Annotated in this window: 16 protein-coding genes and 2 tRNA genes; 8 read left to right on the forward strand and 10 right to left on the reverse strand. The window is 31.4% G+C overall.

All coding sequences use genetic code 11. The features are described from left to right. Positions 1 to 126: 126 nt before the first annotated feature. Positions 127 to 1,101 carry a helix-turn-helix domain-containing protein gene (locus MPR_RS11940; RefSeq protein ID WP_041892900.1) on the reverse strand — a complete coding sequence of 325 codons (975 nt, stop codon included), beginning with the start codon at positions 1,099 to 1,101 and terminating at the stop codon, positions 127 to 129. Between the two features lie 166 nt (positions 1,102 to 1,267). Here MPR_RS11940 and MPR_RS11945 point away from each other — a divergent pair, with 166 nt between their 5' ends. Together MPR_RS11945 and MPR_RS11950 are read left to right on the forward strand one after the other, a co-directional pair. After that, positions 1,268 to 2,413: a PepSY-associated TM helix domain-containing protein gene (locus tag MPR_RS11945; RefSeq protein ID WP_041892902.1), complete on the forward strand. Its 1,146-nt coding sequence runs from the start codon at positions 1,268 to 1,270 to the stop codon at positions 2,411 to 2,413. An 8-nt stretch (positions 2,414 to 2,421) separates the two neighbouring features. Continuing rightward, positions 2,422 to 3,354, forward strand: a complete 933-nt coding sequence (locus MPR_RS11950; protein WP_041892904.1) for a siderophore ABC transporter substrate-binding protein — start codon at positions 2,422 to 2,424, stop codon at positions 3,352 to 3,354. 108 nt (positions 3,355 to 3,462) lie between these two features. Here MPR_RS11950 and MPR_RS11955 read toward each other — a convergent pair whose 3' ends face one another. Together MPR_RS11955 and MPR_RS11960 are read right to left on the reverse strand one after the other, a co-directional pair. After that, positions 3,463 to 3,951: an ecotin gene (locus tag MPR_RS11955; protein WP_006264119.1), complete on the reverse strand. Its 489-nt coding sequence runs from the start codon at positions 3,949 to 3,951 to the stop codon at positions 3,463 to 3,465. A 237-nt stretch (positions 3,952 to 4,188) separates the two neighbouring features. After that, positions 4,189 to 4,623, reverse strand: coding sequence for an adenylyltransferase/cytidyltransferase family protein (locus MPR_RS11960; RefSeq protein ID WP_006258385.1), 435 nt, complete (start codon positions 4,621 to 4,623; stop codon positions 4,189 to 4,191). 911 nt (positions 4,624 to 5,534) lie between these two features. On the opposite strand from MPR_RS11960, the gene MPR_RS11965 reads away from it, so the two are divergent. Beyond that, the gene (locus tag MPR_RS11965) at positions 5,535 to 6,992 is read left to right on the forward strand and encodes a LuxR C-terminal-related transcriptional regulator (RefSeq protein WP_041892907.1); all 1,458 of its coding nucleotides are present in this window, start codon (positions 5,535 to 5,537) and stop codon (positions 6,990 to 6,992) included. A 44-nt stretch (positions 6,993 to 7,036) separates the two neighbouring features. Here the strand turns inward: MPR_RS11965 and MPR_RS11970 are convergent, their stop codons facing one another. The 4 genes from MPR_RS11970 to MPR_RS11985 form a co-directional block, all read right to left on the reverse strand. Then, the gene (locus MPR_RS11970) at positions 7,037 to 7,918 is read right to left on the reverse strand and encodes a PepSY-like domain-containing protein (RefSeq protein WP_041892909.1); all 882 of its coding nucleotides are present in this window, start codon (positions 7,916 to 7,918) and stop codon (positions 7,037 to 7,039) included. 19 nt (positions 7,919 to 7,937) lie between these two features. After that, positions 7,938 to 8,387 (reverse strand): PepSY-like domain-containing protein, encoded by a 450-nt coding sequence (locus MPR_RS11975; RefSeq protein ID WP_041892910.1) that lies wholly within the window; start codon positions 8,385 to 8,387, stop codon positions 7,938 to 7,940. Between the two features lie 165 nt (positions 8,388 to 8,552). Beyond that, complete coding sequence (locus MPR_RS11980; RefSeq protein ID WP_041892912.1) at positions 8,553 to 9,842, reverse strand: sensor histidine kinase; 1,290 nt, start codon at positions 9,840 to 9,842, stop codon at positions 8,553 to 8,555. Positions 9,843 to 9,845: 3 nt separating this feature from the next. Then, the gene (locus MPR_RS11985) at positions 9,846 to 10,523 is read right to left on the reverse strand and encodes a response regulator transcription factor (RefSeq protein WP_041892914.1); all 678 of its coding nucleotides are present in this window, start codon (positions 10,521 to 10,523) and stop codon (positions 9,846 to 9,848) included. Positions 10,524 to 10,696: 173 nt separating this feature from the next. Between MPR_RS11985 and MPR_RS11990 the strand changes: the two genes are divergently transcribed. Further along, the gene (locus MPR_RS11990) at positions 10,697 to 11,176 is read left to right on the forward strand and encodes a GNAT family N-acetyltransferase (protein ID WP_041892916.1); all 480 of its coding nucleotides are present in this window, start codon (positions 10,697 to 10,699) and stop codon (positions 11,174 to 11,176) included. A gap of 578 nt (positions 11,177 to 11,754) precedes the next feature. On the opposite strand, the gene MPR_RS11995 is transcribed toward MPR_RS11990, so the two are convergent. Both MPR_RS11995 and MPR_RS12000 read right to left on the reverse strand, forming a co-directional pair. Further along, positions 11,755 to 12,216: an META domain-containing protein gene (locus MPR_RS11995; protein ID WP_041892918.1), complete on the reverse strand. Its 462-nt coding sequence runs from the start codon at positions 12,214 to 12,216 to the stop codon at positions 11,755 to 11,757. A 210-nt stretch (positions 12,217 to 12,426) separates the two neighbouring features. Then, entirely contained in the window at positions 12,427 to 14,040 is a 1,614-nt protein-coding gene (locus MPR_RS12000; protein WP_041892920.1) for an ABC-F family ATP-binding cassette domain-containing protein, read from the reverse strand. 172 nt (positions 14,041 to 14,212) lie between these two features. On the opposite strand from MPR_RS12000, the gene MPR_RS12005 reads away from it, so the two are divergent. The 3 genes from MPR_RS12005 to MPR_RS12015 all read left to right on the forward strand — a co-directional run bounded on the left by MPR_RS12005 (position 14,213) and on the right by MPR_RS12015 (position 16,448). Beyond that, complete coding sequence (locus MPR_RS12005) at positions 14,213 to 15,622, forward strand: thioredoxin-like domain-containing protein (RefSeq protein WP_041892922.1); 1,410 nt, start codon at positions 14,213 to 14,215, stop codon at positions 15,620 to 15,622. Positions 15,623 to 16,217: 595 nt separating this feature from the next. Next, a tRNA-Arg gene (locus MPR_RS12010) sits at positions 16,218 to 16,291 on the forward strand. 83 nt (positions 16,292 to 16,374) lie between these two features. Beyond that, positions 16,375 to 16,448: transfer RNA gene (locus MPR_RS12015), tRNA-Arg, on the forward strand. A 40-nt stretch (positions 16,449 to 16,488) separates the two neighbouring features. Here MPR_RS12015 and MPR_RS12020 read toward each other — a convergent pair. Then, the gene (locus MPR_RS12020) at positions 16,489 to 16,968 is read right to left on the reverse strand and encodes a GNAT family N-acetyltransferase (RefSeq protein ID WP_041892924.1); all 480 of its coding nucleotides are present in this window, start codon (positions 16,966 to 16,968) and stop codon (positions 16,489 to 16,491) included. Positions 16,969 to 17,841: 873 nt separating this feature from the next. Between MPR_RS12020 and MPR_RS12025 the strand changes: the two genes are divergently transcribed. Further along, entirely contained in the window at positions 17,842 to 19,893 is a 2,052-nt protein-coding gene (locus MPR_RS12025) for a tetratricopeptide repeat-containing sensor histidine kinase (RefSeq protein ID WP_041892926.1), read from the forward strand. Positions 19,894 to 19,903 lie beyond the last annotated feature (10 nt).

The following is a 19,903-nucleotide window of genomic DNA, read 5'->3' on the forward strand; positions in this document are numbered from 1 at the left end:
AGAATTATTACTATTCTACTGATTGAAAGTGACAAAGGTACTTAAAAAGACCTCCTAATTTAAATCAACTCTAAATAATAACTTCTTTTTAATATTTAATTAGCACAAGGTCTTATTTCTTCACTCTTATTTTCGGTGAATTAAAGTACTCGGAGGAACGCCATACTTCTTCTTAAATGCAATAGCAAAATGCTGAGGATACTCATAGTGAAGTAATTCAGCAACTTTATTGACTGAGAATTTCTGTGAAGACAATAACTGATATGCATACTCAAAACGCAAATCTCTTACATATCTAATCAAAGAAGACTCATAGTATTTTTTAAAGTACTTCTTCAGTTTATACTCATTGATATAGAATCTCTGGCTCAACATAGAGAATGTAATGTCTTGCAAAAAGTGATTATCTATCCAAGTTTTAATATGCAGTAGCTTATCCGCATCATTCATAGACTTGATCTCTTCTATCGGAGCCACCTGTCTCTCTAAAGACTCTTGGACACTTAACAGTAAAAGTTCTGTTACCTTAGTCTCTAAATAAACTAGTTTCAAATCTGAATGAACGTCACTCTGTAAAATATTCAATAATAACTGATGTATCTCTACAGGGATTGTTTTTGCTTTTGCAAATAGTGTAGTCGTCTTTCCTTGTTTAACTAAATTTAAAAAAGAAGCCAAAGCAGGTATTTTAGTTTCTACCAGTTGTGCAAAATAGTCTTCATCAAAAAGAACCTCTACTACCTTTCTATTTGTTTTATACTTCAAGTGTCCATTTACACGAGGTACATAAAGCAAATTAAAGCAATCCTGTGGAACCTCTATCGTTTCTCTTGGAGTAGAATAACAGGAATACCCCTCTAACTCTAACATGAGCTTGAACGTACTCTTTTCGTTAATAACAGCGACATCTACAGGAGTAGGTACACTCCACTCTCCATAAGAGATAATAAAGTAGGGATGATCAATAAACTTCTGTTTAATAGGAATTCCTTTAAAGGTAAACTGTCCATATCTCTCTTTGTACTGTTCACCACTCCCCCACTCAATGCGGTTTGGAATATTCTTTAATACCTCTTGATATTGCTGATATAAAAGACTCATAACTCGTAGATTTATTAATACTTTTTGCGTAGATGATGAGGCAAATTTACTACTATTTTCGCATCACAACAATTTGAATTAAATCTAAATAACTTTTAAACAACATAGTTATAGCCGTTTTACTTTATAGGTAACTCCCCACTATCACTATAAGTCTACTTATCTCATGAAGAAAAAAGGTAAATCAACTTTCTCCAAAATCATTGCTTGGTTACATTTATGGCCTAGCATTGTGGCTGGTATTATATTGGTATTCGTCTCTCTTACAGGGACTATCATTATATATGGAGATGAAATCATGCAGTGGTCTGCAGGAAAGGAAGCTCGCTATGTAGAACCTAAAGGAACTCCACTAAAAATAGATGAGATTACAGCCTTACACAAAGAGAAATTCCCTGGTCATAGCTTTTCCTATATTGTAGTAGATAAAGATCCTTCTAAAAGCTGGGTTATCAACTCAGTTGATTTAAAAGATCGAAAGCTAAGTTTTATCTATATCAACCCATATACAGGAGAAATACTAAAACAAGATCATTCTATCAGTTTCTTCTATGTTATGGCACAACTTCACTCTAATCTTTTAATGGGTAAAACGGGAGGTTGGATAGTAGCAATCTCTACTATTATATTTGTGTTAAGTACCTTGACTGGGTTAGTCCTTTGGTGGCCTAAAAAATGGACAAAAGCGACTAGAGATAGCAGTTTTAAGATTAAATGGAAAGCTAAGTTTAAACGTCTAAATTACGATCTACACAATGTATTTGGTTTCTATAGTGCTATTATTTGCTTTCTACTTGGAATGACGGGTTTGCTTATCTTCTTCAGTCCTTTAATGAAAGGAACAGTCAGCTTATTCGGAGGAGAAGGTAAAATGTGGTTCTATACCTTACAAGACTATCCTAGAGACCATGAAGCGACTAAAGATTTAGCCTATTATGATACGAATGTTTTAATCCAAAAAGCATTTGACCTACACCCAGATAAAACAATCATCAGAATCTGGACTTATAATTATGACAATGTAAGTATATACCCCTTCTTTTTAGGGACTAACGCTGGTCTAAAAAGTGAAGAAGGAAAGGAAGCTATTTACTTTGACAAATTTAGTGGAGAAATGGTGAATGATAGCAAAGAACAAAAGATCTACGATAAAGTAGACAACTTAGTTTGGCAGATACATATGGGGCAATGGTGGGGACAGCTAGGTAAGTTCTCAACATTCTTAGCGGGTATTATCGCAACTAGTCTTCCTATCACAGGATTCTTAGTCTGGTGGGGTCGTCGTAACAAAAAATCAAAAACTAAAAAATAGTAATACTTATGAAAAAGCAATTAATAACTTTTGCATTACTAGCCCTAACCATCACAGGCTGTAAAGAAAGTCAAAAAGAAACAGAAACTTCTAATTTTATAGAAGTAGAAAACAATGGAACAACGGTACAAGTACCTATACAACCAAAAACTGTAGCTGTCTTAGAAAGAGGAATTATGGAGAATATGAACGAATTGCAAATTCCGTTTCAGGGAATGGCAAAAGAATTCACTCCTAAGTATTTATCTCATCTCGAAAAGGATAAGAATATCGTAGATGTAGGTGCAGTATTTAAACCAAACTTTGACGCTGTTGCTAATCTAAATCCAGACCTTGTATTCATGGATAACGCCTTCCCAGCAGATTATGATGAAATGGTAAAAATAGCGCCTACTTTAATGTTAGGTATCCCTAATAAAGGAGATAACTATCTAAAGTACATACAGGACAATATTCTTCTACTTGGCAAAATATATCAAGTTGAATCAAAAGCAGAAGCGTTATCAAAAGATTTAGATACTCGTTTAAGTGATTTAAAAGCCCTTATTGCTAAAAGTGAATCTAAAGCAATGGTGATCATCCACTCGGAAGGAAACTTCCGCTTATTCGACGAGAATACGCGTTATGGATTTATATTTAAAGACTTCGGTGTAAAAAGTGCAACCAATATTACCACAGAGATTGCTAATAATCATGGACAAATGATTAATAGTGAGTTTATCTTAGAACACAATCCTGATATCTTATTTATTATAGATAGAGATGCCATCGTACAAAATACAAATAAGCCAACTCATATCACTAATGCACTACTGGAAAAAGTAAATGCGTATAAGCAGAATAAAGTTATCTATCTAGATCCAGATGCTTGGTTCTTATCAGGTTCTGGAGCTACTTCATTTAAGATCTTCTTAGAAGATATTGCTAAAGGTTATAATTAACACCACCATAATAATTCTACAAAGAAAGCCTCTTAAAATTACTTAAGAGGCTTTATTCTTATGAACCATTATTAAAAGATAAGGAAGACTCATCTCCTAATAGTTGGTTTATTTTTTTCTTCTTACTTCACTTGCTTTGTATTCGTCACCGTCTGTAGTGTAAATTTTGAATCTTACTTCATATTCTTCTGGAACGTATACTACGATAGGTAATTTACCATTATAACGTGTTAAATGAGGTTGTCCACTTACAAATAAGTTTCTCTTAGCTGCATCAGGGCATCCCATCATCGTAGAAGCTACATCTCCTTTCGTTGTGAATACAAAATAGCTATATCCCCAACCTTGAAGATCTTTCTCTTCTAATGTCCCCATTAAGTTAAAATGATTACATCCGTCTACCTCCATCATTTTACCTACTGTAAACTCGATCTTCTTACTATCATCTTTAGAAGAGTGAGGTACTTCAATTACTACTTGCTTATATCCTTTCTCTGGAGCAGGGAAAATAGATACATCTGTTCTTGTGATTGTCTGTGCCATAGTTACAGTCATTAAACCAAAAAATACAACGATTAAACTTAAAACTTTTTTCATTTCTTTTTCTTTTTAATTAACAACTCTTATTTCATATAGAAAAAAAAGTTATTGTCGTTATTAGTTAGTAGCAAATTACAAAAAAAACACAAACTAATCTGTTAAATATTGTATTATTTATAGTTAAATCTACAAACAGATTAATTTAAATCAATGCCAAGGTAAGAGATACCCAACAATAAAAAAGCACAACTGATTACTCAATTGTGCTTTATATATCTCATACTAAAGATAGTTCTATCCTATCTTCACTAACTTACTATTCTCTTTTTCTGCAACTTCTTTTCTCAATAAGCTACTAGAAAAACGGTGATCACGACTATTAAAGTAAAGCTCTATTCCTTTCTCTTCACAATATTTACGTCCTGTAAAATTCTTGTCTTGATACTCATCTCCTAAAATACGAACGTCAATTTTAAATGATCTTAAGATATCTTCTAAATCTTGTTCTGTAGCATAAGGTACAATCTCATCAACAAACTTACATCCCTTAAGTTGAATATATCTTTCTACTACTGATTGAGTTGGTTTGTTTTTTTCAGGTCTATCTAAAGTAGGATCAGTCTGTAATCCTACAATTAAAAAGTCACATTGACGTTTTGCATCTTCTAACATCTTCACGTGCCCAGCGTGCAATAAGTCAAATGCGCTAAAAGTTATTCCAATTTTCATACTTCTTCTTTTTTGCCTAGTTTTTAAATAGTAATAAAACAATTTATTAACCATTTATAAACTAGATTATATCTTATATCTTTTTTTATTTTCCTAAATTAGGATACAAATTTACTAATTATATTCTATTTATGTTAAATGAAGATTAAAAAATATCAAATATCACGAATATAAAACCAAATAAATATTATTTTATTTTTAAAAAACAGTTTTATTATTGGTAAAATAATACGAGGAGTAAATATTTAACGTAGCACATTATTCGAATAATGTACCTTTTTTCCACATAATGCCACAATTAGCTTTAATTGATGTACAAATATAAGTAGTCTCATTGCTTTTTAAATAAGGAATTCCGTAAAGCAGCTTTATTTTTTAGGGAACACCTCATATAAACCTAATAAACAACTGAGACAAATACACTACATCTACATTTAAAATACTACTAGATAAAGTATAAGTTTATTAGAATCTTGCATCTAAAGTTAAGGATATTGCAAAAAAAACTGCAGCACAAATTCTTTAGGGAAAAGAATTGAATGTGCTGCAGGTGGGGAAAATACAATTGCTCAGAAAAAATTCTTTGCAAAATACTCTACACTGAGCTAGCTAAATGTAAAGCTTTCCGAATTAAAAATTTGTTGTTTTGAATAACAAATATAGGAAAAGCTTCTAATAATTGCTTCATACTAAAGTACCAAATTACCTCTAAAAAACACCATTTAACATGTTAATAATAAACAATATAACACAGTACTAGTACTAAAGTACCATATCTTTTTTTATGAAAAAAAAGATATTATGATCATTTTAATCAAAAAAAAGTACACTTTGCCATAAAACTTCAAGGTGCGAACTTTAATTATTAAAAAATAACTATTTTTGCGCCTTAAATCACTGACTAACAAAACATGAATGCCTTACACAGTCGTAAAAACAAGAGTATATTACAGATATTACTAGTTTTACTACTACTCACACCTACGACTTATTGTTTAAGCCAAACTAACAATGAGCAATTTAATTTTACAATAAACCAATTAAAATTCGAGGCACTAGATCATGACTCAACTACACAATATTCTAAGGATAAAGAAGGAAACACTTGGTTAAAAATAACCATCCCTCAAAATTTATTAAACAAGCCACTTATATTACAATTTCCTACCATTCACGTAAATAATTATAATATTTATGCAAAACAAAAAGGTCAATGGGAAAAAACAAATATAAATACTGACTTAGAAGGTGGAAAAATAAGTCCTCAATATCAAGAGAATCATTTTATCACTGATTATGAGATAATCTATTTTAAATCGAAATCTTCCTATGTTCATTATGGGAATTTTATACTTGTGGAGCGTGCAGAGTATAGAAGTATTATGCTTAATACGATGATCAAAATAGAGATCTTTTATAGTTTATTTTTACTTTCTATAGCGCTAACCTTTGGTTTATACTCACTATTTAAAGAAAAGGTTATCCTTATTTATTGTATATATATCATATCTGTCTTTATTATATACTTAGTAGAAGATGGGGTACTCTATTTTTTATATAACAAGCAATGCAATGAGTTACTGATATTGGCAATATTTATGCCTATTAGTTGTCTTATTTTCTCATTATTTATATACTACTTTTTAGATATACAGAGATTACCTACAAAACTGAAATACTTCTATTCCCTTCAAGTGTTATTATACATTGTATTAGGGACTTTACTTTATCAAACAAATAACTCACTGTATTTCATCATCATAGTATGTAGTACACTAGTGTCCACGATAATCACTTTAGCACTTGTCTTAAAGTATTATAAAGAGGATATGTCTGTTCGTTTTATTACCTATTCATTTAGTGTAATCGCACTGACTTCAATGACATATTATCTTTCCATATTTCCTGGTAACTACTATCTTTCATTTGTAGACAAGGATAAGATACGTATCATCTATAGTATAGCATTTACTCTGGCAAGTTATTCCTTATGGATCAAAGCAAAGAAGCTTAAAGCGGATCATGAGTCTCTTAAAAATGAATTAGAATCCCTTAAGGCTAATCAATTACAAAAAGCACACAAGGATTTAGAACATAGAGAAAAAACCGCAAATAATCACACAGAAAAAAGCCCTTTAAAAGAACAATCTCTTCAAGAGCTCTTAAGAGAGAAATACCTCTGTACAGATCGAGAAATAGACGTTATTATAGGGATATGGAATGGTTTGTCTAATCAAGAAATTGCAGAAAAACTATCTATATCTCTTAGTACAACCAAACACCATGTTAGCAATGCCTATACAAAGCTAGACGTAAAATCTAGGAGTCAGGCATTACTTTTAAAAGAGAGCTTACTTTCTGAAAAATAAAAAAGAGCTACCTCAGGGTAGCTCTTTCTGTATTACTGTATCAATTAGTTATCTATTCGTAAGAAGTTTCCTTCTTGATCGAATACTAACTCTATTTCTTGTAATCCGTTTACTAATTCTACTTGATAAGTATTGTGTTCTTTCTCTATACTTTCAATATGGAATTTATTATAGTTCTTAACGATATAAGCATTCATTACTTCAGGGATTACCGTAGATGGAATTACTACATTTCTCTTCGCTTCTATCTCTTTCCACTCACCTGTAGCAGTAAATTCTACCTTTACACCATTCGCTAAATATACTTTATACTCATCTCCTGCTCTATCTAGCTCTTTCTTCACTAAAACAAGCTCTACTCCTGTAAAGTGAGTTTTTAGGAAGTCTTGTGCTTTCTGTGGTAAATCAGTACCTGAGATTAACTCCTCATCTCTATCTAGATCTAAGTCAACACCTACAAACTCTTGTTTAGTATTAAAAATCAACTCTAAACCTGAGCTAAGCTTTACTTCATATCCTCTTTTCATATCTCTATCTATCTCAGTAATAGAGATCCCTTTATAATTCTTAACTATATAATCATAGATATGAGCTACTTCACTCTTTAAAAACTCAACTGGTATAGCAGAGTCATCCTCCATTTCTACTTCTGTCCAATTTCCAGCCTTATCAAAATCTATTTCTACTCTATTGTCTAACTGAGTAGCATATAGAGAACCATAATAATTAGGAGTAGTTACTTTAGTAGCATGTCTAAGAGACGAATTTGGAAATACTGTCTTTAAAAAGCTCTTAGAATTAGCTGGTAATTGCTCTTCAGTGATTTTTTCTACTTTGTGCTCTTTTCCATTATCATCACTACTACATGCTGTGAAACCTAGCGCTACTGCTAACATTAAAGCTAATGCAATTTTTCTTTTCTTCATTTCTTTTTCTTTTTATTATTTATTGATCTATTCTTTTAAATTTCCCATCTTTTGAAAACTCTAATTCTACTCCATTACTTAATTTCACTTCATATTTTCGAGTTTCTTTTTCTATTTTAGTAATCGTCTCTCCTTTATAATGATCCGCTACATAAGTCACTATTGGAGCAAGAATAAAGCCTGTAGGTAATGTAGTGGTGTTTCCATCTACTTCATCCCATTCACCAGATTTATCAAATTCTACCTCTACATTATCTGTAAATGTCACTTTATATGACACAGATAAGAAATCTATATCTTTCTCTACCTTACTCACTTCTTTATCTTTAAAGTAAGTATCTATAAAACTACTTGCTTTCGTAGGTAATTCACTCTTAATGATGATTACATCTTTCGCTAATGTCGATTGTGAAGCTAATAAAGCTATTGACATAAATAGTCCTGCAAATAATGTTTTTAAACTTTTCATAGTAATTCTCTTTTTAGTTTTACAAGACAAACTTAGGAACACAATCTGGAAAGAATTGGGAATAATTAGGAATAATCATATTTTAAAAAGAAATATAACTAATTCAAATAAAGAAAGGGACAGCCCTTATGGATTGTCCCTTTTAAATCTTATAATACTTTATTACTACCGTTGATAGTCTGTGTGATAAACTGTAAAACAATGCTTATCATTAAAATGGTACTTGATAGATAAATTATCTGTTACTTTTATAATAGTCTGTACTAGAGCAAGACCAAGTCCTGTAGACTGCTCATTCGTAGTACTTCTAAAGAATCTATTGTATATTAAATTCTCGTCTAATGGAGTAGGAATTAGACTGGTATTGCTAATTCTAAAATAATGTTCTGTCATCTCTACTTCTACCTCTCCTCCCTGTACATTATGAGTTAATGCATTCTTCAGCAAATTCTGCACAAGAGTAATAGACAGTCCCTTATCCATCTTTACAATAAAAGGTTGAACATCTTCCTTCATTGATATACTGATCGCTTTATACTCAAAGAACTCTTCAAAATCATCTATTATCTCCTTAATGATATCATTAAAATTAACGTCCTGATAATTTACAAACTGCTTATTCTCTATTTTCGTTAACATAAGAAGAGATTTATTCAGCTTGATAAGCCTTCTCAGCGTCTGATGAATAGATTGTATTTGTATCATCTGTTCTTCGCTCAACTCTTCCTTTTCAGCCATTAGCTCTAGTTTATTACTCATAATCGCTAGAGGAGTCTGAGACTCATGAGCAGCATTAGAAACGAAGGTCTTCTGTTGTTCAAAGGTGTTCTCTATACGCCTTATCATCTTATTGATTTCTAATTGAAGGTCTGCAAATTCTCGAATAGGTATCTTCGTCTCTTCCGTTATCACTTCTTTACCTATTGTATAATTCTTCAGGTTGTCAAGTAGTTTATAAAATGAACCCCACACTACTTTTCTCAAAATAAAGTAGTTAATTAAGAATATACTGATAATCAACATCAGATATAATGCACCAACAGCAATACCAAAATCTCCTAATAAATCATCTGCTTCTATAGTAGAAGTACGTATCTCTAATAAAAAATTATCTCCATTCTTATCTTCAAAAGTAGTGGTCAGCATACGTACAGGTTCCTCATTATCATCTACATCCATATAGATCATCTCTGTGGTGAACACATTCTTTCTAGAATACTCTCCTGGTGCTAATGGCGTAATTCTAAATCCACTCGCTCCAAATGACTGTATACTAGTAATACTAGGATTATTATACGCTTTTTTTACAATCTCACTTTTAGAGTTTTTCAGTCCATCATCTATATTATCATATACCTCTTCTGTCATGAATGCATAGAATATAAGCACCCACACAGTAAGGACTATCACAATACCAATAGATAAATACCTAAGTGTATAGTTATGTAGCTTCATCCTCTATTCATTAACTAATTTATACCCCATCCCATACACAGACTGAATATTCACTTCTGCATGATGACTTTTTAGTTTCTTGCGCAAGTTTTTGACCTGAGAGTATACAAAATCATAACTATCTGCCTCATCCATATTATCTCCCCATATATGCTCTGCAATAGAAGATTTAGTCACTAACCTATTCGCATTAACCACAAAATAGTATAATAACTCAAACTCTTTATTATTAAGTACCATAGTACTCCCTTCTACTACCACAGTTCTCTCATCTATAAAAATCTCTATATTATTCCATTTTACACTTTGGAATCCCTGTTGATTCTTTCTCCTCAACACAGATTTAATACGAGCTAATAATTCTGATAAATGAAATGGCTTAGTGAGATAATCATCTGCTCCTAACTCTAAGCCTAATACTTTATCATCAATAGAGTCTTTGGCCGATATGATAATAACCGAATCTGCTTTTCCCATCGATTTGATCTCACGTAGTAGGTCTATTCCATTTCCATCTGGTAACATGATATCTAGTAAAATACAGTCATAATCATACCCTGACAGCTTCTCTATTCCCATCTTATAACTACTAGCCATCTCGACCACGTAGAACTCTTTTTCTAAAGATTCTTTTATAATCTCTCTAAGCTCTTTTTCGTCTTCAATAACTAAAACTTTCATATTCTCCCTATTAGTACTTACGAATATACAAGTTATCTACTAAATGCTTTTATGTTTACCTCATAATAAATAGTGAAACACATAGAATAAAGTTCTTAAACGCAAATTATCTATCTCAATATTAAAGAAATAGTATTATTTTAGTTTTGCCAAAATCTAAATCATATTACCCTATGGATAATACAGACAGACTAATTATAACTCCACTATCTCATCGTGATAATTCTTTCATTATAGAGTTAGTCAACACCCCTGGATGGCTTAAATACATAGGTAATAGAAATGTCTATACTACAATAGATGCACAGATGTACATACAGAGTATATTAGATAATCCACAGTATCAATACTGGGTGGTGCATAGAAAAGAGGATCATAAAGCGATAGGATTAATCTCTCTAATTAAACGAGATTACTTAGACCATCATGATATAGGTTTTGCCTTCATTCCGACTTACATAGGATTAGGATATGCCTATGAAGCAACACATTATATCATCAATAAAATAAGAGAGAATGAGCAGTACAAAACTTTATATGCGACAACTCTTCCAGATAACAAGAGTTCGATTAAACTGCTAACGAGATTGGGATTTAGTTTTATAGAAACAATAAAACCTCATGAAGAAGTACTCAATTTATTTAAAATGTAGTACTTTTAATTCCTGATAATAAGACCATTATAATCTGGTCAATATATAATTTAAAAAAAATCCCTTTCCGTAATGTATTAACGCAAAAGAACATTTCGTTTATAGACTTTTATTCATACAATACTTAGCCAAAAGCAAACGCGTTTATTAGGAAAGGGAATAAAATCGCATGAAGTACTAAGTCCCCACAATTCCTTCATACGGCGACAAAATTATATATTTTTGTAAGAGTATTCACTATGATAACAAATAATTATTAACCACTTCATCAACAATTCACTTTTCACTACAGAATCACATAAATTAACATATTATAATACTAATTTATTCTAACATTCACTACAATTATTCAATTAAAAAGTCGCCAAATGTGCAAAACCAAATCAGTAATACTGCTGATTTTATGCCTTATTATAAATATTTAAATATTCAACTCTAAAATACTGCCTTTTTTTGTCTTTCATTTATAAAAAATAAATTAAATAAAATACTCCTTATTCCATTATACTGATAAAAAAACTGATCTAAAGATACACCTTAGATCAGCCTTATAGAATCAATAATCTAAATAGATTATATTACTTTTTTGTAAATGTTAGCACAACGATATCTCCAGAGCGCATAATTAACTGAGTATCTAAAATATCATAATGAGTTACAGACTTTAGTGCATCCATAAATTCTCTATCAGCTACTCCTTCGCAGAACATCATCGTAGAAGCCATCTTATCTCCTAGTTTGATAGCGTTTCCTTCTTTTGCTTCAAAACTTCCATGGATATTATTACATCCATCGTTTCCATATACCTTTTTATCTTTTACCTCAAATTTCAAACTTGGTTTCTTCATTGAGAAAAGAGTACTCATATCTTTACCAGAAGTTTCTGGAGTTGTAATAGAGCTCAATACCCATTCTCCTTCTAATTTTTTACTCATATCTACTTTTTTCTCTACCGTTACAGTAGTAATTTCTCCCGCTGTCTTGCAGCTTACAGCTGTTAATGCTAAAACAGCACCTAGTAATACTAATGTCTTTTTCATTTTACTTTTATTTATTATGTTTCCCTTCATTTACAAAGGTTATTGGCAAATTTACCATTTCATATGGCAGTCTATAATAAAGAATTCTTAAAATTTATATATAATATCTTATTCTAAGGAATAATACTCCTCAAAACACAAATAATTGCCTAAAAAAAGGGCTATTTGCAATGCAAACAGCCCTTTTCATTTTTATCTATAAATGTATTCTTAGTACATTTTTGCTCTTAATTCTTTTACTTTTGGATCATCTAAGTAATCGTCGAACGTCATATATCTATCGATAGCCCCATTAGGAGTTAACTCTAGAATACGTGTACCTACTGTCTGTGCAAACTCGTGGTCATGCGTAGTTAGTAAGATTGTTCCCTTAAAGTTTTTCAATGTATTATTGAATGCAGTAATAGACTCAAGGTCTAAGTGGTTCGTAGGTTCATCTAACATTAATACGTTAGCTCTCATCATCATCATACGAGATAACATACAACGTACCTTCTCTCCTCCTGATAATACACGACCTGTCTTAAGTGCCTCTTCTCCAGAGAAGATCATCTTACCTAAGAATCCACGTACATATACTTCATCTCTTTCTTCTTCTGTCTTAGCCCATTGACGTAACCAGTCTACTAATGTCAAGTCATTGTCAAAAAACTCGTGGTTCTCTACTGGCAAATAAGATTGTGTTGTAGTGATTCCCCACTCAAACTTACCTGCATCAGCCTCTCTCTTACCATTTAAGATTTCGTAGAACGCTGTAGTAGCACGTGAGTCTTTAGAGATAACTACTAGTTTATCTCCTTTAGCCATATTTAGGTCGATATCTTTAAATAATACCTCTCCATCAATAGAAGCAGATAATCCTTCGATATTTAAAATCTGATCTCCTGCTTCTCTATCTGTATCAAATATAATAGCTGGGTATCTTCTAGAAGATGGCTTAATATCATCTAATTTTAATTTGTCAATCATCTTCTTACGAGAAGTTGCTTGTTTTGACTTCGCAACGTTCGCACTAAAACGACGGATAAACTCTTCTAATTCAGCCTTTTTCTCTTCAGCTTTCTTATTTTGTTGAGCTCTTTGTTTAGCTGCTAATTGACTTGATTCGTACCAGAATGTATAGTTACCTGAGTAATGGTTAATCTTACCGAAGTCAATATCAGATACATGCGTACACACAGCATCTAAGAAGTGACGGTCGTGAGATACTACTAATACTGTGTTTTCATAATGAGCTAAGAAATTCTCTAACCAAGCGATTGTCTCAAAGTCCAAGTCGTTGGTAGGCTCATCCATAATCAACACATCAGGATTACCAAATAAAGCCTGTGCTAATAATACACGTACTTTTAACTTAGCATCCATCTCAGCCATAGGTGTATAATGAAAGTCTTCAGATATACCTAAGTTAGACAACATCGTAGCTGCAGCTGATTCAGCATTCCAACCATCCATTTCATCAAAACGGATCTGTAATTCTCCGATACGATCAGCATTTTCGTCTGTATAGTTTAAGTAAAGCTCATCCATCTCTTTCTTAACTTTATACAAATCTTTATTACCCATCATTACAGTTTCAAGAACTGTATATTCGTCAAACATATTGTGGTTCTGATTAAGAACTGACATACGTTTTCCTGGTTCTAGAGAAACATGGCCTGATGTAGGGTCGATATCTCCCGATAATATTTTTAAGAATGTAGATTTACCAGCACCGTTAGCACCGATAATACCGTAGCAGTTACCTTGAGTAAAAGTTACATTAACTTCGTCAAATAAAATTCGTTTACCAAACTGAACTGACAGATTCGAAACTGTTAACATTATTATCTTTTAATTTAAATTGCCTACAAAATTACTAATTTTATATTTAGAAACATCTATAAATAAAACTTATCGCCCTACCTACCCACTTTAACCAATCATTAACAAGATAAAACTCCCGTAAAACTTAAATTTGCTTATATTATCTCTCGAACAAATAGTCATTTAGCTAATGCAGAAAAAATTACCTAATACAAATTTATTATTTCTTTTTGTCCCACTTATAAGCCTTCTTGCATCTTGTCAAAAGAAATTCGATCCTAAAGATTATAGTGCTTATATACAAGGTGAGATTATAAATCCTACTTCTAATTACCTTTTATTCTGCAAAGACAATGAAGTCCTAGACACTTTGTTCCTAGACGAAAACAATAAATTTTATAAAAAATTCGACTCATTAACACCAGGAATGTATATCTATAAGCACAATCCTGAGTTTCAATATATCTACTTTGATAAAAATGACAGTCTGACGCTACGCCTTAACTCAAGAGATTTTGACCATTCTATTATCTTCTCTGGACGAGGTGCCGAAAAAAATAATTTCTTAATGAATCTAACGGTCAGAAATATCATGGATGAGAGTGAAGGATATAGTGCCTTCGATGTATCTCCAGAGAAATTTAGTCAAAGAATAGACTCTGTACATGCAGCTAGAACTACTTACTATCTAAGAAATAAAGCTATTATCAACTGGTCTGACAACTTTGACCTATATGCAAAAGCAAAGCTTGACTTACACTTCTTTGCATTAAAAGAGCTTTATCCTACTGCACATTATGTGAGAACAGATGAAGATGTAAGAGATAAACTCCCAGTGGACTACTATGGGTTTAGAAAAAAAATAAATTTCAATGATGAACGTTTATTAAAGTATTCTTCATTCACGAAGTACCTAGCCATTATGCTAAACTCTATTGTGAATGAACCTGAACAAAACATTATACCAGATAATAAGTTTGATAAATATATCGATAAGCTTAATATAGTAGACACCTTAATCAGAAATGATAAAGTTAAAAATGCTATCCTAGACAATATTGCATTTATCTACTTATTAGAGGATCAGAACTTAAATAATAATGATAAGTTCTTAGAGCGATACTTTGAACTATCTACAGATAAGAATCAACACAATGAGATCATCCAGATCCAACAAGCGATTCAAAATCTTAAATATGAGAAGAAGTTACCTGAAGTTCCTCTAGTGAATACTAAAAATCAAAAGGTATCTATCAATTCTATTATCAATAAGAGAACTCTCATGTTCTTCTGGACAAAAAATGGAATAGCTCATGCTGATGCAGCTCATCAGATAGCTGCAGAATTAAAAGCAGAAATGCCAAATATAGAAATCATATCGATCTGCATCGATGGTGAACATGGAGAGTGGTTAAGTATATTAAAGCGCTACCCTTCTAATGGTATTATAGAGCTTAGATCTGATGACTTTAACCTAATGAAAGATGAATGGATCATCACGAAGATACAGCGATGTATGCTATTAGACAAAGATGGTTCTATCATAGATCCTTTTGTAAATATCTTTGACAACAATTTTGCAACAATTTTAAAGCAATAATAAAATAAAGCGAGAGCCCAACCAAATGGTTGGGCTCTCGCTTTTATTATATTCCTATCTTCCTTTGAATAAAACTGTGCTACCTATATCATGACTCAATACTGCCTCCGTTTAAATGCCTCTTTTAACGGAGTCAATACGGACTCATAACGGACTCACTACGGACTCAACGCTATTAAAACTCATCCCATACTGCTATAACTGTACAGTAATAGTTCTACTTTTATATTCTGTTTTTATTTTTTGACAAGAAATCTCTTCAATATCTGATACAACAGATGCTTTACATAGTGTATACTTCATTCTATTCTAAACAAGAAAACTCCTACTTTTAAAGGATAATTAGAGAAAACTGATGAAATCCAAAACTATAAAAGTCATCAAAACCCTTGTAAAATAAAGAAAAACCAAAGAAAAAGACATTTTTTTTCAATTATAAACCTCTTGATATCAAACCATTGATTTTTTTACAAAAAAAAGTAATATTTTACCTTGGTACTTTTAAATAAAAAGCAATATATTTGCCACGTCAAAAAAAACAAGGTATACACCTTCTAAAATTGACAATTTTTAATCTCTTTTATAAAGATTAAATGGTCCAATAGCTCAGCTGGATAGAGCAACTGCCTTCTAAGCAGTAGGTCTCAGGTTCGAATCCTGATTGGATCACTAAAACACTTCTAAGTTAAGGAGTTTTTATCCTAAACTATCAATTTTGATAGATAATTTTAATCTATTTTATAAGATTAAATGGTCCAATAGCTCAGCTGGATAGAGCAACTGCCTTCTAAGCAGTAGGTCTCAGGTTCGAATCCTGATTGGATCACTAAAAAAAGCCCTTGTTATTTCTAACAAGGGCTTTTTATTTATATACTCATTTTTAGCATAACCATATCGCGAAGCTGAATACCGTTTTCTATAATTAGCTCTTCATAATTCTCTATAAAGAAGTCTTTCTTTACATCATACTTCACAAAGCCATTGCGTTCATAAAATCGTATTTGATCTACTCCACAATCTGCTGTACCTACTATGATCTGACAATAGCCTCCTACTCTTGCAAGTCGGATAACCTCTTTTATCAACAGACTCCCTATTCCCTTGCCCTGAAGCTCAGCAGACACCGCTATATTCTTTAGTTCTACGATATTCTTATCTATAGGATACAGGCAGAATACTGCTAAATCACTACTACCCTCTCTCACAACGTATACATCACTATCAAAAACATACTTATCAATCGCTTGGACAGTCTCATCAGCTAATAATAACAAAGGATAAGGCAATAATAGACTATTTTCAATTCGCTCAACCTTATATTGAGGATATACTTCTTCTAAATACATATTGTGATATTTTGTTCTCTATATTAAACCAAGATCCCCCTCAACCAAACACTTTGTGCATAGTTGATTCTAAATATTACAACTGTAGTTTTCTGTTTAAGAGGAACCTTAGACCAGAGACAAATATACTATTAATTACGAAGTGTAATCAGATGTCTTCTGTAGTAAATAAGTAATGAATATAGCCTTAGCGGCTATCATAATTAAAAAGATACAAAGTATACTTTTCATCGCTGAAGAAAAATAAAGTCACTCCCTATATTAGGTAGTAGACTCAGATGGTTATATTAAAATAGTATACCATACAATCTATTTCAATATTTGTCCCCACAATTACCATCTTCGTCTTTTAGTGACTTTATAATATACAATATAGTTAGCTACTTATTCTTTTCCACCCGATTTATCTGGAAACAACAATTGGGCAGATAGTTAATAAAATAAACTACTAAACATTGTATCATTCTTCATGTTATATAGTAATTCTCATAACGCTTTTCTAACTTTGAGTATTTGCTTAGCATTTACAGGTACAAATATAGTGGTGTTCTCGCTTATAACTTATATCCAAATTCATACTTTAAGAAAGTATAAGTTTAAAACTTTAAAAATGTTAATAAAATATTAATTCCAAAGCCATTTAAAGATAATAAAATCACAAAACAAGCTATAATTCAACATCTTAACACAATACCCCTATCTACATTTTCATCAAGTTAATCATGTTTAAAATCAGTTTTAACTACATTGATTTCTATAACAGACTTCATCTTATTCTCTATTTGTGCTATATATATTTTTATTCTACTTTTACTACAACTAGAGTTACCTTCATCACACTAGTCAAACCTGAATCTTTTTAAAAATCTAACCATGTATTCTCGCTCTTCCCTATTAGCATTACTTGACACTCTTACTCAATACTGTAAGCGAATATCTGTAAGACACTATGTAGAATACATCCTATGTAGCTTGCTAATTATAGGCATGTTTGGTTGTCAAAAAACAACAGTAAAAACAAATCACTTTAGCAATCAAAAAATATTAGACAATATCGAATCTAATGAGAAGTCAGTACTCGAAAACCAATATACACTAGACTCTTTATTCGCAATAACGAAAGAAACAGACCCTAGGAGCCCACAATTAATCGATATCGCTTCTAAAGCATATAATCTAGAGCTATATGATCAATACTTTAGATATTCTAAGGAAATCAATCAAATAGCAACTAAGAACAATGACTCCCTAGTAGTAGCTAAATCATTATGGTATATCGGAGATTACTACGATTATAAAATGCAATTAGATAGTGCATACATATACTTTGACCAAGCAGAACAGATATACCTAAATACTAAATCTTATGTAGACGTTGCTAAAATGCAACAATATAAATCTATAGTTTTATTTAGAGAAGGATTATACAATGAGGCCGAAAATAAAGCACTAGAAGCTCTTGAAATTCTTGAAAGATTACCAAAAGATAGATTGCTCTATGAAATAAACTTAAATTTAGGTAATATCTTAGATCTAAATCAACAGCCTAATGAAGCACTTCTCTATTACTCAGAAGCTATTCATATCTTAGAGTATTTATACCATAATAAGCTTATATCTAATGAAAGTTTTCTTGAATCTAAAGCACATTGTTACAACAATATAGGTAATCTATATTTAAACCAAAAAGCTTATCTTAATGCTGAAACTTATTTAACCTATGGATATGATATACTTATTGAATTAACTATTGAAAATGAACTATATACTGTTTTATTAACCAACCTAGGAACATTAAATACAAGTTTAAATAAACCTAATGAAGCGCAAAAAAATTTACTTGAATCTTTAAAAATCAGTCAAGAAAAAAAATATAAACAAAGTATATCTGCTAACAACTTTAGATTAGGCGAATTGGCTCTTAGACAAAAAGATACTGTACAAGCTATTCAATATTATAAAAAAGCATATGCTTTTTCTACTAAAAACAAAGCCAATAATACTATTTTAAAAAGCTTAAAAGCACTTAGTTTAACAGACAAACAAGACGCTACCAAATACATTAGTCTATATTATACTTTTAATGACAGTATCAATAAACTACAGATCAGTAAGAGAAATAAATTTGCAAGAATTAAATATGAAAGTGAGAAATTAGAAAAGAATATAGTCAACCTAAAAAAGGAGAATTCTCAACTACTGATCACTTCTATCATCATTGTACTAATAGCTATTATTCTACTATTTATCATTCTATACAGAAATAATATAAAAAAATATACCTTCTTAAAGCAAGATCAAGAAAATAAAGAATTAATATTCAAGCTACTATTAGATCAAGAACAATTATCTCAAGATGTCTTAACGAAAGAGCGAGAGAGAATTAGTCAGGAGCTACATGACGGAATCATTAACTCTCTTTTTATCATTCGCTTAAGTTTGGGAAATTCTAAAGAAAACCTTCCCATACTTAATGAAATAGAAAAAGTACAAAATCAAATCAGACTAATCTCTCATGACCTCAAAAATCACGAGTTTATTCAACAAGGGTTCTCAGAGATTATCTCCCAATTAGTCATTCAAAACAGTACCGAATCTCAAAAGTTTCAACTTATCATATCCAAAAACTATAAATGGGATAAGGTTAGCTATGATGATAAAATAAATATCTATAGAATACTACAAGAAGCAATACAGAATGTAATCAAACACTCCCAAGCTAAAAACTGTATAATCTCTATCTTTAAAACAGAGACTAGTGATAGAATAACCATCACAGATGACGGAATAGGGTTTAACTACTCTAAAGTTAAGAATAGTAATGGACTCAAAAATATTAGTAATAGAGCCAAACAGCTTCATGCCTCACTAGAGGTCAATTCGACAACTCAAGGAACTGTAATTATCATCAATATACCTCATTAAAAAAGAGGTT

The sequence above is a fragment of the Myroides profundi genome (genome assembly GCF_000833025.1).
Lineage (GTDB): Bacteria > Bacteroidota > Bacteroidia > Flavobacteriales > Flavobacteriaceae > Flavobacterium > Flavobacterium profundi_A.

Excerpts from the sequence above, each read along its gene's own strand:
- MPR_RS11940 (WP_041892900.1), bottom strand. The coding sequence starts at position 1,101 with ATGAGTCTTTTATATCAGCAATATCAAGAGGTATTAAAGAATATTCCA.
- MPR_RS11945 (WP_041892902.1), top strand. The coding sequence starts at position 1,268 with ATGAAGAAAAAAGGTAAATCAACTTTCTCCAAAATCATTGCTTGGTTA.
- MPR_RS11950 (WP_041892904.1), top strand. The coding sequence starts at position 2,422 with ATGAAAAAGCAATTAATAACTTTTGCATTACTAGCCCTAACCATCACA.
- MPR_RS11955 (WP_006264119.1), bottom strand. The coding sequence starts at position 3,951 with ATGAAAAAAGTTTTAAGTTTAATCGTTGTATTTTTTGGTTTAATGACT.
- MPR_RS11960 (WP_006258385.1), bottom strand. The coding sequence starts at position 4,623 with ATGAAAATTGGAATAACTTTTAGCGCATTTGACTTATTGCACGCTGGG.
- MPR_RS11965 (WP_041892907.1), top strand. The coding sequence starts at position 5,535 with ATGAATGCCTTACACAGTCGTAAAAACAAGAGTATATTACAGATATTA.
- MPR_RS11970 (WP_041892909.1), bottom strand. The coding sequence starts at position 7,918 with ATGAAGAAAAGAAAAATTGCATTAGCTTTAATGTTAGCAGTAGCGCTA.
- MPR_RS11975 (WP_041892910.1), bottom strand. The coding sequence starts at position 8,387 with ATGAAAAGTTTAAAAACATTATTTGCAGGACTATTTATGTCAATAGCT.
- MPR_RS11980 (WP_041892912.1), bottom strand. The coding sequence starts at position 9,842 with ATGAAGCTACATAACTATACACTTAGGTATTTATCTATTGGTATTGTG.
- MPR_RS11985 (WP_041892914.1), bottom strand. The coding sequence starts at position 10,523 with ATGAAAGTTTTAGTTATTGAAGACGAAAAAGAGCTTAGAGAGATTATA.
- MPR_RS11990 (WP_041892916.1), top strand. The coding sequence starts at position 10,697 with ATGGATAATACAGACAGACTAATTATAACTCCACTATCTCATCGTGAT.
- MPR_RS11995 (WP_041892918.1), bottom strand. The coding sequence starts at position 12,216 with ATGAAAAAGACATTAGTATTACTAGGTGCTGTTTTAGCATTAACAGCT.
- MPR_RS12000 (WP_041892920.1), bottom strand. The coding sequence starts at position 14,040 with ATGTTAACAGTTTCGAATCTGTCAGTTCAGTTTGGTAAACGAATTTTA.
- MPR_RS12005 (WP_041892922.1), top strand. The coding sequence starts at position 14,213 with ATGCAGAAAAAATTACCTAATACAAATTTATTATTTCTTTTTGTCCCA.
- MPR_RS12020 (WP_041892924.1), bottom strand. The coding sequence starts at position 16,968 with ATGTATTTAGAAGAAGTATATCCTCAATATAAGGTTGAGCGAATTGAA.
- MPR_RS12025 (WP_041892926.1), top strand. The coding sequence starts at position 17,842 with ATGTATTCTCGCTCTTCCCTATTAGCATTACTTGACACTCTTACTCAA.